We start from the raw sequence: 13,883 nt of genomic DNA, 5'->3' as shown, positions 1-13,883 counted from the left end.
GTCAGCCCACCTTGACCATCTGCGGCTGAGCTGCGCGCTCGCCTGGCTGGTGGTCCAGGTCGCGGCTGACCAGCAGCAGCACCTGCGCCGAAGCGTCCGATACCTGCGCCTTGTAGCCGGCGATGGAGCGGGCGAAAACGTTGTAGATGACCACCGCGGGAATGGCCGCCACCAGGCCCAGTGCCGTGGCCAGCAGGGCCTCGGCGATGCCGGGTGCGACCACCGCCAGGTTGGTGGTCTGGGTCTTGGCGATGCCGATGAAGCTGTTCATGATGCCCCACACGGTGCCGAACAGGCCGACGAAGGGTGCGGTGGAGCCGATGGTGGCCAGCACGCCGGTGCCCATGCTCATGTTGCGGCCGCAGGCAGCTACCAGGCGCTCGAGACGGAAGCTCACGCGCTCCTTGATGCCTTCACGCTCGCGGGCATTGGCCGACAGGTGCATTTCTTCGAGCGCGTCGTGTACCAGCAGGTTGGCCAGCGTGCCCTTGCGGGTGGCAGTTTCGCTCGCCTGCTTGAGGTTGGCAGCCTTCTTCAACGCGGCAATTTCACCCTTGAGGCGACGCTTGGCGCCCAACAGCTCGAAGCCCTTGGCGATCCAGATGGTCCAGGTGATGATCGAGGCGATGGCCAGGCCGATCATCACCGCCTTCACCACGATGTCGGCGTTCTGGTACATGCCCCAGGGCGACAGGTCGTGGCCCATGCCCAAGGTGGTGTCCTCTACCAGCGCCTGCTCGGCCGGCGCCGGCGCCAGTTGCTCCGATCCCTGTGCAGGAGCTGCGGCAGGCACTGCATTGGCCGGTGCGGCCGGTACCGGTGCTGCGGTGCTGGCGGGCGCCGTGTTGGGGGCATTGTTCGGAGCGGTGGCGTCGGCGAATGACAGCGGGGCGATGGCCAGGCCCAGCAGCAACGCTGCAATGGCGCGCCATGCGCGTGGCTGGTTTGGCGAAGCGGAAGGGTGTTTGCGAATCATGCTGGCCGGACCTGAGAAGAGAGAGAAAAGGGGTCAACGTTCTTCAAGGCCTCGCGAAAGACCGAGAACAGATTGGGGGAGTATTATTGCAAGTAATTCTTGTTAGCAAAAGTAATAATGTAACTTATTTAATTCCGCTGGCCGCAAAAGCCCCGGCGCAGGTAGGCTCGACGCCTGACTTTCAGGAGCCTTGCGCATGACCTCACCCACTGTATTGATTGCCGGTTGCGGCGATATCGGCAGTCGCGTTGCCTGCCGCCTGTTGGCGTTGGACTGGCGCGTGCACGGCCTGCGGCGACAGGTCGAGCGGTTGCCCACTGGCGTGCTTGGCGTCGCCGCCGACCTGCACCAGGCTCGATGCCCTGACGCCTGGCCACGGGAGCCCCTGGATTACCTGCTGTATTGCGTGGCCGCCACGCAGCATGACGAGCCGGGATATCAGGCCGCCTATGTCGACGGTCTGCGTCACGTATTGGCCTGGTTGGCAGACAACCAGCAGACGCCCAGACGAATCTTCTTCGTGTCCAGCAGCAGTGTGTACGGACAGACCGAGGGGGAATGGGTCGATGAAACCTCGCCGGTAGCGCCGAGCGGATTTTCCGGGCAACTGATGTGCAAGGCCGAGCAACTGGCGCTGAATGCCCCGGCGCCCGCAACCGTCGTGCGCTTGACCGGCATCTATGGTCCTGGCCGTGAGCGGTTGGCCGCTCAGGTACGCGAGGGGTATCAGGTCGCCTCGCAGCCGCCGCTGTACGGCAACCGCATTCACGCAGATGACGCCGCCGGCCTGCTGACGTTTCTGCTGCAAGCGGATGCTCGGGGTGAGGTGCTCGATGATTGCTATATAGGTGTCGACGATGCCCCGACGGCCCTGCACGAGGTCGTGGAATGGCTGCGCAGCTACCTTGGCGTCACCCATCGGTCGCAGACCCAGAGCATTCGCCGCACCGGTTCCAAGCGGTGCAGCAACGCGCGCGCCAAGGCGCTCGGCTGGAAGCCGCAGTACCCTACCTACCGTGAAGGGTACGCGGCCTTGCTGGAACGATAGTCGTGCACTCGCCTGGTGTTACTTGCTGAGCAACCAGCGCCGGGTGCCGGGCACCAGGTTGGGCATTTCGTCATCCTGGGCCTGGTTGAGCGCCTGCAGGATTTCCAGTTGGTTGCCGTTGCGACGAAAGATGAACGCATTGCCGCGCTGTTGCTGTTCCAGCCACATGCTGTCGAACTCGCCACTCATGGCGGCGCAGTCGCCCGCCAGGCACAGCGCATAGCGATCCAGGCCGGCCAGCCCGTCGATGCGGCCGTCGGGAAGGAAATGCGCCACGCCGCCCTTGCCCGGGCCCTCGACCACTTTCCAGTCGCCACCCATGTAGGCGGTGTACAGTGCCTGCTCGAAGGTGCTGCCCGCTGGCGTGTCCGCACGCACGGGCGTCGCCGACTTGCTGAACGTCTGCACCGGGGTGTTATCGCTCGCTGCCTGCTGCAGGGTATCGCCGTCGACCTTCAGGGTGTCTTCGCCGTTACCGTAGAAGTCCACCTTGAGCTGGCCGTCGGCCTGGGGCAGCAGCTTGCCTTCGCCCTCTTCGAAGCCATTGCTGAACCGGGCCTGGCCGGCCACGGTGTCGATCGACCACTCCAGGGTCGGGCCGTTGGCCAGCAGCGCCTGGCGCAGGCTTGCGCCCTTGGCCGCGGCATCGATGGCTTTCTGATTGATCCAGACGCCGTTGGGGTCCACGTTTTCGTGGCTGGCGCAGCCGCCCAGGAACAGGGCGGCCAGAGATAGGGCGAGCGCGTGACGCATGAAGGAAGTCCTTGCTGGCGAACGGCGCTGCAGCCAGTGGCCGCAGCGCGCGAAGCGGCTTATTCGATGACCAGGATAGCGTCCATTTCAACCTGCGCGCCTTTGGGCAGGGCGGCAACGCCAATGGCGGCACGGGCCGGATAGGGCTGCTGGAAATAGCGGCTCATCACTTCGTTGACCGTGGCGAAATGGCCCAGGTCGGTCAGGAAGATGTTGAGTTTGACGATGTCCTTGAACGAACCACCGGCCGCCTCGGCCACCGACTTGAGGTTCTCGAAGACCTGCACGGTCTGGGCTTCGAACCCTTCGACCAGCTCCATGGTAGTGGGATCCAGTGGGATCTGGCCGGACATGTAGACGGTATTGCCAGCCTTGATGGCTTGGGAATAGGGGCCGATGGCGGCCGGGGCCTTGTCGCTGGTGATTACGGTCTTGGTCATGAACAGCTCCTTGAAATGAAGGTTCTGCGCCTCACGCACGCACACGCGTGAGACGGGTGACGCCTGCCAGGGCGCGCAGTTTCTTGATCACGCGGGCCAGGTGCACGCGGTCGTGCACGCTGACCACCAGCTGGACCACGCTGATGCGGCCATCGCGTTCGTCCATGCTGATTTTCTCGATGTTGCCATCGGCCGCGTTGACGCTGCTGGCCAGCAGCGCGATCAGGCCACGCTGGTGTTCGAGCTCCACGCGCAGTTCGACATTGAACTCGCCCGTGACGTCCTTGGCCCAGCCCAGCTGGATGCACTTCTCTGGATTGTGGCGGATTTCGCTGATGTTGCGGCAGTTTTCCAGGTGGACCACCATGCCCTTGCCCGCCGACAGGTGACCAACGATCGGGTCGCCGGGAATCGGCGTGCAGCACTTGGCATAGCTGAGCACCAGGCCTTCGGTGCCGCGGATGGCCAGCGGCCCCTCGGGGCTGGGCAGCTGCTCGCCGCCATCGGTCGCCAGCAGGCGTCGAGCCACTACATAGGCCATGCGGTTGCCCAGGCCGATGTCTTCGAGCAGGTCTTCGATGAGTTCCAGGCGGTACTCGGCCAGCATCGCCTGAATGCGCTCGGCGGGGATCGTGTCCAGAGCGCTGTCGAAACCATTGAGCACCTTGTTGAGCAGGCGTTCGCCAAGGTTCACCGACTCGGAGCGGCGCTGCAGCTTCAGGGCGTGGCGAATGTGCGTGCGGGCCTTGCCGGTGACCACGAAGTTGAGCCAGGCCGGGTTGGGCCTGGCGCCGGGCGCGCTGACGATTTCCACCGTCGAGCCGCTCTGCAGCGGCTCGGAGAGCGGAGCCAGGCGTCGGTTGATGCGGCAGGCAATGCAGCTGTTGCCCACGTCGGTGTGCACCGCATAGGCGAAGTCCACCGCGGTGGAGCCTTTGGGCAGCTCCATGATGCGACCCTTGGGGGTGAACACGTAGACCTCGTCCGGAAACAGGTCGATCTTCACGCTCTCGATGAATTCCAGCGAGTTGCCGGCACGTTGCTGCATTTCCAGCACGCCCTTGACCCACTGGCGGGCACGGGCATGGGTGCCCTTGGGCTGTTCGTCGTCGCTGGACTTGTACAGCCAATGGGCAGCGATGCCGTTGTTGGCCATCTCTTCCATTTCACGGGTGCGGATCTGGATCTCGATGGGCACGCCGTGCATGCCGAACAGGGTGGTGTGCAGCGACTGGTAGCCATTGGCCTTGGGGATCGCGATGTAGTCCTTGAAGCGACCCGGCAGCGGCTTGTACAGGTTATGCACGGCGCCGAGCACGCGGTAGCAGGTGTCGACCTTGTCGACCACGATGCGGAACGCATACACATCCATGATCTCGTTGAAGGCACGACGCTTGCCGCGCATCTTCTTGTAGATGCCATAGATGTGTTTCTGCCGCCCGCTGACATCGCCCTCGATGCCATCCACCGACAGGCAATGGGCCAGGGACTGCTCGATCTTGTTGACCAGCTCCTTGCGATTGCCTCGGGCGCGCTTGACGGCCTGGTAGATACGCGCCGAGCGCATCGGGTACATGGCCTTGAAGCCCAGGTCCTCGAATTCGACACGCACGTTGTGCATGCCCAGGCGGTTGGCGATGGGCGCGTAGATCTCCAGGGTTTCCTTGGCGATGCGCCGGCGCTTTTCACCGGACAGCACCTCGAGGGTGCGCATGTTGTGCAGGCGGTCGGCCAACTTGACCAGGATGACGCGGATATCCCGGGCCATGGCCATTGCCATTTTCTGGAAGTTTTCCGCCTGGGCCTCGGCCTTGGTCTCGAAGTTCATCTGGGTCAGCTTGCTGACCCCGTCGACCAGATCGGCCACGGTTTCGCCGAACTGGGCACTGAGTGCTTCCTTGGCGATACCGGTGTCTTCGATCACATCGTGCAGCATGGCCGCCATCAGGCTCTGATGGTCCATGTGCATGTCGGCGAGAATGCCTGCCACCGCCAGCGGATGCGTGACGTAGGCTTCACCGCTGCGACGGCGTTGGCCGTCGTGGGCTTGTTCGGCGTAGAAGTACGCTCGGCGGACCAGGTTGACCTGTTCCTTGCCGAGGTAGGTCGACAGGCGATCGGCGAGGGCGTCTATGCTCGGCAAGGGAAAACCTCCTGCCGATGTGGGATAGAACCTCGCGCCGTACAGCGTCGACCGGGCATGGACTCAGACGGCCTCGTTGGCCTCGTCTTCGAACGCTGCGAAGAGGGGCTCGTCTTCAACGATTTCAGCTTCAGCGATAGCAGCATAGTCGATCAGGCCTTCGGCGATTTCACGCAGGGCTACCACGGTAGGCTTGTCATTTTCCCACGCCACTTTCGGCTCTTTGCCGCCGGTCGCCAGTTGGCGAGCGCGCTTGGTGGAGAGCATGACCAGCTCGAAACGGTTATCCACGTGTTCTAGGCAGTCTTCAACGGTTACGCGGGCCATGGTCTTCCTCGTAGCAAATGCGATTATGCGCGCAGCCCGGATGGGCGAGCGGACTAGACAGTTTAAAAAATCACCAGCGTTTAGGGAAGCTTTGTTTTCAGGCAAGCAGCTCGGCCAGCAAATTGCCGTGCCTTTGCTGCTGCGCCTGCTGCTGGAGGCGGTTGGCGCGAAACACCGCTTTCAGGTCTTCGAGGGCCGAGGCGAAGTCGTCGTTGATGATCAGGTAATCGTATTCCACATAGTGGCTCATCTCGCTGACCGCTTCGCGCATGCGCGTCTCGATGATCTCGTCGCTGTCGGTGCCGCGGTTGGTCAGGCGCTGGCGCAGCGCCAGTTGCGAAGGCGGCAGAATGAAGATCGAGCGCGCCCCTGGCATCAGCCGACGCACCTGCTCGGCGCCTTGCCAGTCGATTTCCAGGATCAGGTCGTGGCCTTCGTCGAGCGTCTGCTGCAGGTGGCTCTGGGACGTACCGTAGAGGTTGCCGAACACTTCGGCCTGCTCCAGGAAATCGCCATGGCCGATCATGTCTATGAAGGTTTCGCGGTCGACGAAGTGGTAGTTCACGCCGCAGGCTTCGCCTGGCCGCATGGCGCGGGTGGTGTGCGAGACCGAGACGCGAATGGACGGCTGGGCGTCGATCAGGGCCTTGACCAGGCTGGTCTTGCCAGCGCCCGAAGGGGCCGAAACGATGTACAGGGTGCCGGTGCTGTGGTTCATGACGGGTTGGCCTTACTCAATGTTCTGCACTTGTTCACGCATCTGCTCGATCAACACCTTGAGGTTGACGGCAGCCTGCGTACTACGTGGGTCGAAGGCTTTGGAGCCCAGGGTGTTGGCTTCGCGGTTGAGTTCCTGCATGAGGAAATCCAGGCGCCGGCCGGCGGCGCCGCCGGCCTTGAGCACGCGACGCACTTCGGTAACGTGGGTGGCGAGGCGATCGAGCTCTTCGGCCACGTCGCTTTTCTGCGCCAACAGGACCATTTCCTGCTCCAGGCGCTGCGGATCGAGTTCGACCTGCAGGTCGGCGCAGCGATCGAGGATCTTCTGCCGTTGCGTGCTGAGCATCTGCGGTACCAGGCTGCGCAGGGTGGCGACCTCGCTGCTCATGGCATCGAGCCGGTCGTTGATCAGTCGGGCCAGTTCGGCGCCTTCGCGCACGCGGCCATGCTTCAGCTCGGCCAGCGCCTGAGCGAACAATTCGTTGGCCGCCGTGCTCAAGGCCTGCGGATCGCTGGCATCGGCCACCAGCACGCCAGGCCAGGCCAGCACTTCCAGCGGGTTGAGTGGCGCAGGCTGCTTGATCAAGCCGGCGATGGTCTCGGCGGCGGCTATCAGTTGGGTGGCGCGTTCACGATCGACCTGCAGGGGCTGGCCGCCGGTTTCCTCGGTGTAGCGCAGGGTGCATTCGACCTTGCCGCGCGAGAGTCCCTGGCGCAGTGCTTCGCGCACCGAGCCTTCGAGGTCGCGCAGGGCCTCGGGCAGGCGCAGGTGCGGTTCCAGGTAGCGGTGATTGACCGAGCGCAGCTCCCAGCTCAGGGTGCCCTGGGCCGCGGCGCGTTCGCAGCGGGCGAAGGCGGTCATGCTGTGCACCATGGGGGGGAAACCTCGCAGGCGGTGGAGGATGAATCGAGGCGCAGGATTGTAGCGCAACCTGGCGCTGGCTCCCAATGCTGCCTTGTCCATCCCCGCATGGCATTGCACACACTGTGGCAGCGGGGCGGGCGGTGAGCCCTGTGCCGGCGCAGAGGCCATCTGCAATGTCCCGCTCAGACCCCGCGCGGGCAATTCGTGGTCGGACGCCCTATAATGCCCGTCAGATTTGAGTCCAGTACAGGTATCCCGATGAAACGTCCAAGTGGTCGCGCCGCCGATCAGCTCCGCTCGATCCGCATCACTCGCAACTACACCAAGCACGCCGAAGGGTCGGTGCTGGTAGAGTTCGGCGACACCAAGGTGATCTGCACCGTCAGCGTCGAAAACGGCGTTCCGCGCTTCCTCAAAGGCCAGGGCCAAGGCTGGCTGACCGCCGAATACGGCATGCTGCCACGCGCCACCGGCGACCGTAACCAGCGTGAGGCGAGCCGTGGCAAGCAAGGCGGTCGCACCCTGGAAATCCAGCGCCTGATCGGCCGTTCGCTGCGCGCAGCGCTCGACATGAGCAAGCTGGGCGACATCACCCTCTACGTCGATTGCGATGTGATCCAGGCTGATGGCGGTACCCGTACCGCGTCCATTACCGGTGCCATGGTGGCGTTGGTCGATGCCTTGAAAATGGTCAAGAAGCGCGGCGGCCTGAAAGGCGGCGATCCGCTCAAGCAGATGATCGCGGCGGTATCGGTGGGCATGTATCAGGGCGAGCCGGTCCTGGACCTGGACTACCTGGAAGACTCCGCCGCCGAGACCGACCTCAACGTGGTGATGACCAGCACCGGTGGTTTCATCGAAGTGCAGGGCACCGCCGAAGGCGCGCCGTTCCAGCCCGCCGAGCTGAACGCCATGCTGGCGCTGGCTCAGCACGGCATGGAAGAAATCTTCGCCTTGCAGAAAGTCGCCTTGGGCGAGTGATGCAAACCTCTGTGGGGGGGCAGGCTCTCTCCAGGGGCGAGCTTTTCATAGCAACGGGCCTTTTGTGGAAGAGGGCCTTTTGTGGTGTTTCAAGCTCTGCAAGAAGCAAACAAAAAAGCCGACCTCGAAGGGTCGGCTTTTTTGTGCCTGGCGATCAGATCGTCAGGGTCCAGTCGTAGTCCACGATCAGTGGCGCATGCTGGGAAAAACGCGGCTGGCGCGGCAGTCGCGCGCTGCGCACGAAACGGCGCAGGCCAGGTGTGAGCAGCTGGTAGTCGAAGCGCCAGCCCAGGTTGAGCATCTCGGCCTGTTCGTTGTCGGGCCACCAGCTGTACTGGTCGCCTTCGCGGCTGACTTCGCGCAGTGCGTCGACGTAACCCATGTTGCCGACGATTTCGTCCATCCAGGCGCGCTCGGGTGCCAGGAAACCCGGCGACTGCTGGCTGTCGCGCCAGTTCTTGATGTCGAGTTTCTGTTGCGCTACATACAGCGAGCCACAGTAGATGTATTCGCGACGCTTGCGCCGTTGCTTGTCCAGGTACTTGCCGAAGTCGTCCATGAGCTTGAACTTCTGGTTCAAGTCTTCATCGCCGTTCATGCCCGAGGGCAACAGCAGGGTGGCAATACTGAGCTTGTCGAAATCTGCCTGCAGATAACGCCCGTAGCGGTCGGCTGTCTCGAAACCCAGCCCACTGATGACCGCCTTGGGTTGCAACCGCGAGTACAGCGCCACGCCGCCTTGGGCGGGCACTTCGGCATCGCATGCATAAAGGAAGTAGCCGTCCAGTTGGAAGGCGGCGTCGTCCAGTTCAAAGGCGGAAGCACGGGTGTCCTGCAAGCAGATGACGTCGGCATTCTGGGCCTGCAGCCAACTGAGCAACCCGCGCTCGACTGCCGCCTGAATACCATTGACGTTCACACTGATGATCCGCATACATGGCCCCAAAAATCTTGTGCGTGTATGATACCCGAGCTCTACCTAATTAGCTAAATCCGTGGTATCCGGGACTTTTTCGATGCAGGCCTATCAGCGCGACTTCATTCGTTTTGCCATTGATCGAGGCGTTCTGCGTTTCGGCGAATTCACCCTGAAATCAGGGCGTACCAGCCCTTATTTCTTCAATGCCGGCCTGTTCAATACCGGTGCCGCACTGGCCGAACTGGCGCGCTATTATGCCGCAGCCATCGTTGACAGCGGCATTGCCTTCGACGTGTTGTTCGGCCCTGCCTACAAGGGTATTCCCCTGGCGGCCGCCACTTCCGTGCAACTGGCCGAAAGGCACCAGCTGGACGTGCCCTGGTGCTTCAATCGCAAGGAAGCCAAGGCGCACGGCGAAGGTGGCAGCCTGGTCGGCTCGCCGTTGGCCGGCAACGTGCTGATCATCGACGACGTGATCACCGCCGGTACGGCCATCCGTGAAGTGATGCAGATCATCCAGCAGCAGGGTGCCACTGCTGCTGGAGTCATGATCGCCCTGAATCGCCAGGAGCGTGGCAACGGCGAGCTGTCGGCCATCCAGGAGGTGGAGCGTGACTTCGCCGTGCCGGTGGTCAGTATCGTTTCGCTGAACCAGGTGCTGGAATTTCTCGCCGATGATGCGCAGCTCAAGCAGCATCTGCCGGCGGTCGAAGCCTACCGTGCGCAATACGGTATCTGAGCACGTGCGTCTGCGCCTGGCGGTGGCGGCGATCAGCCTGCTGCCGGTGCTGGCGGCGACGGCGGCCGAGGCGCCGGGCATGCTGCTCTATCGCTACGTCGATAGCCGCGGCGTGACCGTACTGGATCGCCAGGGCGTGCCCCCGGAGTACGTGGGCAAGGGTTACCAGGTGCTCAACCAGACCGGTCGGGTGGTGCAGACAGTGCCGCCTGCACCCACGGCCGAGGAACTGCGTCTCAAGCAGCAGGCCGATGTGCAGGCGCAGGCCGATGCGCAGCTGCTCGAGCGCTATCCATCGCTGGAAGAGCTGGACAAGGCCAGTGCCCGTCGTCGGGCGGAAATCGATGCGCTGATTGCCGTGGCCACGGCGAACGTGAAGACCTTGCAGGGTCAGCAGGCGACATTGCAGGGGCAGGCTGCCGCCCAGGAACGCGCAGGTCAGGAGGTGTCGACGTCGATGCTCGACCAGCTGCGTGATGTGCACGCTCAAGTCGCCGAGCTGCAAACCCGCATCGCCAGGCTGCAGCAATCGCGCAGCGAAGCCGACGCCGGCTTTGCGCAGCAGCGAACCCAACTGGTCAAGCTTCTCGAAAATCCCCTGTAGCAGCGGCGCGAGCCGCGTCGGCGATGAATGCGGTGCGTTTGGCGCACCGCTGTCGGATCAACCGATTTTCTTGTTGCTGATCAGGGTACCGACACCGCTGTCGGTGAAGATTTCCAGCAACACGGCGTTGGGAACGCGGCCGTCGATGATGTGCGAGGTGGTCACGCCGCCCTGGACCGCTTCCAGTGCGCAGCGGATCTTGGGCAGCATGCCGCCATAGATGGTGCCGTCAGCGATCAGACCGGCGACCTGCTCGGTGGTCAGGCCGGTCAGTACATTGCCTTCCTTGTCCATCAAGCCGGCGATGTTGGTCAGCAGCATCAGCTTCTCGGCCTTGAGCGCCTCGGCCACCTTGCCCGCCACCAGATCGGCGTTGATGTTGTAGGACTCACCGTCCGGGCCGACGCCGATGGGCGCGATCACCGGAATGAAATCACCGTTGACCAGCATGTTCAGCAGATCGGTGTTGACCCCGGTGACTTCCCCGACGTGGCCGATGTCGATGATTTCCGGCTTGGTCATTTCAGGCGTCTGGCGAGTCACCGTGAGCTTGCGCGCGCGGATCAGCTCGGCGTCCTTGCCGGTCAGGCCGATTGCGCTGCCGCCGTGGCGGTTGATCAGGTTGACGATGTCCTTGTTGACCTGGCCACCCAGCACCATCTCCACCACGTCCATGGTCTGCGCATCGGTAACCCGCATGCCGTCGACGAAATGGCTCTCGATGGACAGGCGCTTGAGCAGGTCGCCGATCTGCGGCCCGCCACCGTGCACCACCACCGGGTTGATGCCGACAGCCTTCATCAACACGATGTCACGGGCGAAACCGGTCTTGAGCTCTTCGCTCTCCATCGCGTTGCCGCCGTACTTGATCACCAGGGTCTTGCCGACGAAGCGGCGGATATAGGGCAGCGCTTCGGACAATACCTTGGCGACGTTGGTGGCGGCATCACGTTCGAGGGTCATGCGGGGCTCCAGTGAAACAAGTGGTCAGAACGGTAGGTGCAGGTCAGGTGCGACTTTCAACAGCTGGGTACGGAAGACGCCCTGGATTCGTTCGAGTTCCTCGGCGTCTTCGGCTTCGAAGCGTGTCACCAGCACCGGCGTGGTGTTGGAGGCACGGACCAGGCCCCAGCCTCTAGGGTAGTCCACGCGCACGCCATCGATGGTGGTGAGCTGCGCGTCGCCCCACTGGGCGCTTTGGTGCAAGGCGTCGATGAGGCTGAATTTGCTGTCTTCGGTCACCGGGATATTCAGTTCGGGCGTGGACACGTCGTCGGCGAATGCAGCGAACACCTCTTCGGCGCTGAGGTTTTCTCGGCTGAGGATTTCCAGCAGTCGCGCGGCGCTGTAGATGCCGTCGTCGAAGCCGAACCAGCGCTCCTTGAAGAAGATGTGCCCGCTCATTTCCCCGGCTACCAGCGCGCCAGTGCGCTTCATCTCTTTCTTGATCAGGGAATGCCCCGTCTTCCACATCACCGGACGCCCGCCGTGCTCCTTGATCAGCGGGCCCAGGCGGCGCGTGCACTTGACGTCGTAGATCACGTCGGCACCGGGATTGCGCGACAGCACATCGCGCGCGAACAGCATCAGCAGGCGATCGGGATGGATGATGCGACCGGTGTTGGTGACAACGCCCACACGGTCGGCGTCGCCATCGAAGGCCAGGCCCAGGTCGGCGCCGCTTTCGTCCACCTTGGCGATCAACGCCTGCAGGTTGGCGGCTTTGCTCGGGTCCGGGTGGTGGTTGGGGAAATGCCCGTCGACCTCGCAGAACAGCGGGATGACCTCGCACCCCAGGGCCTGGATCAGTTCCGGGGCTACCACCGCGCCGGCGCCGTTGCCGCAGTCGACCACCACCTTGAGTCGACGGGTGAGCACGATGTCATCGCGGATCTGCGCGACATAGCGCGGCAGGATGTCCACCTGTTCGACACTGCCCTGGCCCTGGCTGAGGTCGTTGTGCAGCAGGCGCTGGTGCAATGCCAGGATCTGTTCGTTGGCCAGCGTGTCGCCTGCGATCACCACCTTGAAGCCGTTGTAGTCAGGCGGGTTGTGGCTGCCGGTGAGCATCACCCCGGAGCGTCCGGTCAGCACGTGGTTGGCATAGTACAGCGCCGGTGTCGGCACCAGGCCCACGTCGCTGACGTGGCAGCCGGCGTCGACCAGCCCCTGGATCAGCGGCTGCACCAGCTCCGGCCCGGACAGGCGTCCGTCCCGGCCGACATTGACGTTGGCCTCGCCCATGGCCAGGCTTTGCGCACCGACGGCGCGGCCGACCCAGTAGGCCGTGTCGGCATTCAGGGTACTGCCGACGATGCCGCGGATGTCATAGGCGCGAAAGATCCCGTGGGGCAGCGCCGGTGGCAGGGTGCCCAGGTGGGCGACAGGTTCCGCCGCGTCGACTTCGAGCATGTCGGTGTCCTGAAAGATCGGATTGGTCCAATTGTCCGCAGCAGGCGCTGGCGCAGCGGCAGTGCCGTCGGTGGGTTGCGCGCTGCCTTCACGCAGCGACAGCCGCGCCAGGCCCTGTGCCAGGCCATTGAGCGGCGCCAGGCTGAGGCCGAACGCCTTGACCGCCTTGCCGCCGGACAACTCGTCGAGCAACTGCTCGAGTTGCCGCGCATCGGCCTCGATGCGCGCATACAGCTGGCGCTGGGCAAGACGCACTGCCAGCGCCGCGCAGCCAATGGCAATTGCCGCCGCCAGCATCATCAGGCCCAGCGAACTCCAGGCGAAGGGCGGTTGGAACAACGGCCCCGGGCTGAATTCCAGGCGCCAGTTGGGGTTGGAGGTCGCATACGGATAGCGGGTGGCAGACGCGTTGCTGCCTTGCTCGACCAGCAGTTGCGGTGGGCTGCCCAGTACGCTTTGTTGCAGGCGCAACTGGCCGAACTCGGCGTCGGGCAATGCCAGCGCCTTGACCAATGGCTGCATGTCGAACCCCAGCAGCAGCGTGCCCAGCACCGGTGACTGCGGGCCTTGCTGGACGGCCGCGACGGTGTAGATCCACCAGCGTCCGTTGACCTTGTAGGCTTCAGGCGCAGTGGCAACGCCGCGTTCGGCGCGGCTGAGCATGTCCAGTACGGCAAAATTGATCGGGGCCGCGCCCTGCTGGTCGACCTTGGCCTGTCCCGGCAGGTTCAGGCGCACACCTTGCAGGCCGTCGATCAACGGCACTGCACTGGCAGCCCGGGCGATGCCCGCAGGGTCCTGGCTGGCCAGTGCGGCCATGAGTGCAGGTGAATGAGCCAGGGCGGCGGCCTGGCCGGCCTGACGCGCGATCGCGGCGTCCAGGCCCGCAGTGAAAGGCGCGGCGGCGCTCGCCTCGGCGTTCTGGAAGGCGCGGCCGGCCAGCGGTGCAACCACCA

General features: G+C 63.8%; 14 protein-coding genes. 4 read left to right on the top strand and 10 right to left on the bottom strand.

Translation table 11 applies throughout. The annotated features are described in order from the left end of the window. Position 1: 1 nt before the first annotated feature. Positions 2-976, bottom strand: coding sequence for a tonB-system energizer ExbB (gene exbB, locus ONG87_RS20670; protein ID WP_122716043.1), 975 nt, complete (start codon positions 974-976; stop codon positions 2-4). 196 nt (positions 977-1,172) lie between these two features. Between exbB and ONG87_RS20665 the strand changes: the two genes are divergently transcribed. Beyond that, entirely contained in the window at positions 1,173-2,024 is an 852-nt protein-coding gene (locus tag ONG87_RS20665; protein ID WP_264381960.1) for an SDR family oxidoreductase, read from the top strand. A gap of 18 nt (positions 2,025-2,042) precedes the next feature. Here ONG87_RS20665 and ONG87_RS20660 read toward each other — a convergent pair whose 3' ends face one another. The 6 genes from ONG87_RS20660 to ONG87_RS20635 all read right to left on the bottom strand — a co-directional run bounded on the left by ONG87_RS20660 (position 2,043) and on the right by ONG87_RS20635 (position 7,281). Then, positions 2,043-2,777 (bottom strand): hypothetical protein, encoded by a 735-nt coding sequence (locus ONG87_RS20660; RefSeq protein WP_122479969.1) that lies wholly within the window; start codon positions 2,775-2,777, stop codon positions 2,043-2,045. 59 nt (positions 2,778-2,836) lie between these two features. Further along, positions 2,837-3,217 (bottom strand): RidA family protein, encoded by a 381-nt coding sequence (locus tag ONG87_RS20655; RefSeq protein ID WP_122716145.1) that lies wholly within the window; start codon positions 3,215-3,217, stop codon positions 2,837-2,839. 31 nt (positions 3,218-3,248) lie between these two features. Further along, complete coding sequence (gene spoT / locus ONG87_RS20650; protein WP_122479968.1) at positions 3,249-5,360, bottom strand: bifunctional GTP diphosphokinase/guanosine-3',5'-bis pyrophosphate 3'-pyrophosphohydrolase; 2,112 nt, start codon at positions 5,358-5,360, stop codon at positions 3,249-3,251. Between the two features lie 63 nt (positions 5,361-5,423). Next, positions 5,424-5,687: a DNA-directed RNA polymerase subunit omega gene (rpoZ, locus tag ONG87_RS20645; protein ID WP_043192179.1), complete on the bottom strand. Its 264-nt coding sequence runs from the start codon at positions 5,685-5,687 to the stop codon at positions 5,424-5,426. Between the two features lie 97 nt (positions 5,688-5,784). Continuing rightward, positions 5,785-6,405, bottom strand: coding sequence for a guanylate kinase (gmk, locus tag ONG87_RS20640; RefSeq protein WP_122479967.1), 621 nt, complete (start codon positions 6,403-6,405; stop codon positions 5,785-5,787). A 12-nt stretch (positions 6,406-6,417) separates the two neighbouring features. Further along, the gene (locus tag ONG87_RS20635) at positions 6,418-7,281 is read right to left on the bottom strand and encodes a YicC/YloC family endoribonuclease (protein ID WP_122479966.1); all 864 of its coding nucleotides are present in this window, start codon (positions 7,279-7,281) and stop codon (positions 6,418-6,420) included. Positions 7,282-7,530: 249 nt separating this feature from the next. Between ONG87_RS20635 and rph the strand changes: the two genes are divergently transcribed. After that, the gene (rph, locus tag ONG87_RS20630; RefSeq protein WP_122479965.1) at positions 7,531-8,253 is read left to right on the top strand and encodes a ribonuclease PH; all 723 of its coding nucleotides are present in this window, start codon (positions 7,531-7,533) and stop codon (positions 8,251-8,253) included. 154 nt (positions 8,254-8,407) lie between these two features. On the opposite strand, the gene ONG87_RS20625 is transcribed toward rph, so the two are convergent. Beyond that, the gene (locus ONG87_RS20625; RefSeq protein WP_043192186.1) at positions 8,408-9,187 is read right to left on the bottom strand and encodes an exodeoxyribonuclease III; all 780 of its coding nucleotides are present in this window, start codon (positions 9,185-9,187) and stop codon (positions 8,408-8,410) included. Positions 9,188-9,269: 82 nt separating this feature from the next. Here ONG87_RS20625 and pyrE point away from each other — a divergent pair, with 82 nt between their 5' ends. Further along, entirely contained in the window at positions 9,270-9,911 is a 642-nt protein-coding gene (pyrE, locus tag ONG87_RS20620; protein WP_122479964.1) for an orotate phosphoribosyltransferase, read from the top strand. Between the two features lie 10 nt (positions 9,912-9,921). Then, positions 9,922-10,515, top strand: coding sequence for a DUF4124 domain-containing protein (locus ONG87_RS20615; RefSeq protein WP_122480130.1), 594 nt, complete (start codon positions 9,922-9,924; stop codon positions 10,513-10,515). Positions 10,516-10,572: 57 nt separating this feature from the next. Here ONG87_RS20615 and argB read toward each other — a convergent pair whose 3' ends face one another. Then, complete coding sequence (argB, locus tag ONG87_RS20610; RefSeq protein ID WP_043192190.1) at positions 10,573-11,478, bottom strand: acetylglutamate kinase; 906 nt, start codon at positions 11,476-11,478, stop codon at positions 10,573-10,575. A 24-nt stretch (positions 11,479-11,502) separates the two neighbouring features. Continuing rightward, the gene (locus tag ONG87_RS20605) at positions 11,503-12,927 is read right to left on the bottom strand and encodes a phosphomannomutase/phosphoglucomutase (protein ID WP_264382885.1); all 1,425 of its coding nucleotides are present in this window, start codon (positions 12,925-12,927) and stop codon (positions 11,503-11,505) included. Positions 12,928-13,883: the final 956 nt, after the last annotated feature.

It is taken from the genome of Pseudomonas sp. MM227 (assembly GCF_947090715.1).
GTDB lineage: Bacteria > Pseudomonadota > Gammaproteobacteria > Pseudomonadales > Pseudomonadaceae > Aquipseudomonas > Aquipseudomonas baltica.
The sequence above is the reverse complement of the archived record's forward strand: the minus strand, read 5'-3'. Positions and strand labels throughout refer to the sequence as shown.

Coding starts and splice junctions, on each gene's coding strand:
- exbB (WP_122716043.1), bottom strand. CDS start 976: ATGATTCGCAAACACCCTTCCGCTTCGCCAAACCAGCCACGCGCATGG.
- ONG87_RS20665 (WP_264381960.1), top strand. CDS start 1,173: ATGACCTCACCCACTGTATTGATTGCCGGTTGCGGCGATATCGGCAGT.
- ONG87_RS20660 (WP_122479969.1), bottom strand. CDS start 2,777: ATGCGTCACGCGCTCGCCCTATCTCTGGCCGCCCTGTTCCTGGGCGGC.
- ONG87_RS20655 (WP_122716145.1), bottom strand. CDS start 3,217: ATGACCAAGACCGTAATCACCAGCGACAAGGCCCCGGCCGCCATCGGC.
- rpoZ (WP_043192179.1), bottom strand. CDS start 5,687: ATGGCCCGCGTAACCGTTGAAGACTGCCTAGAACACGTGGATAACCGT.
- gmk (WP_122479967.1), bottom strand. CDS start 6,405: ATGAACCACAGCACCGGCACCCTGTACATCGTTTCGGCCCCTTCGGGC.
- ONG87_RS20635 (WP_122479966.1), bottom strand. CDS start 7,281: ATGGTGCACAGCATGACCGCCTTCGCCCGCTGCGAACGCGCCGCGGCC.
- rph (WP_122479965.1), top strand. CDS start 7,531: ATGAAACGTCCAAGTGGTCGCGCCGCCGATCAGCTCCGCTCGATCCGC.
- ONG87_RS20625 (WP_043192186.1), bottom strand. CDS start 9,187: ATGCGGATCATCAGTGTGAACGTCAATGGTATTCAGGCGGCAGTCGAG.
- pyrE (WP_122479964.1), top strand. CDS start 9,270: ATGCAGGCCTATCAGCGCGACTTCATTCGTTTTGCCATTGATCGAGGC.
- argB (WP_043192190.1), bottom strand. CDS start 11,478: ATGACCCTCGAACGTGATGCCGCCACCAACGTCGCCAAGGTATTGTCC.
- ONG87_RS20605 (WP_264382885.1), bottom strand. CDS start 12,927: ATGCTCGAAGTCGACGCGGCGGAACCTGTCGCCCACCTGGGCACCCTG.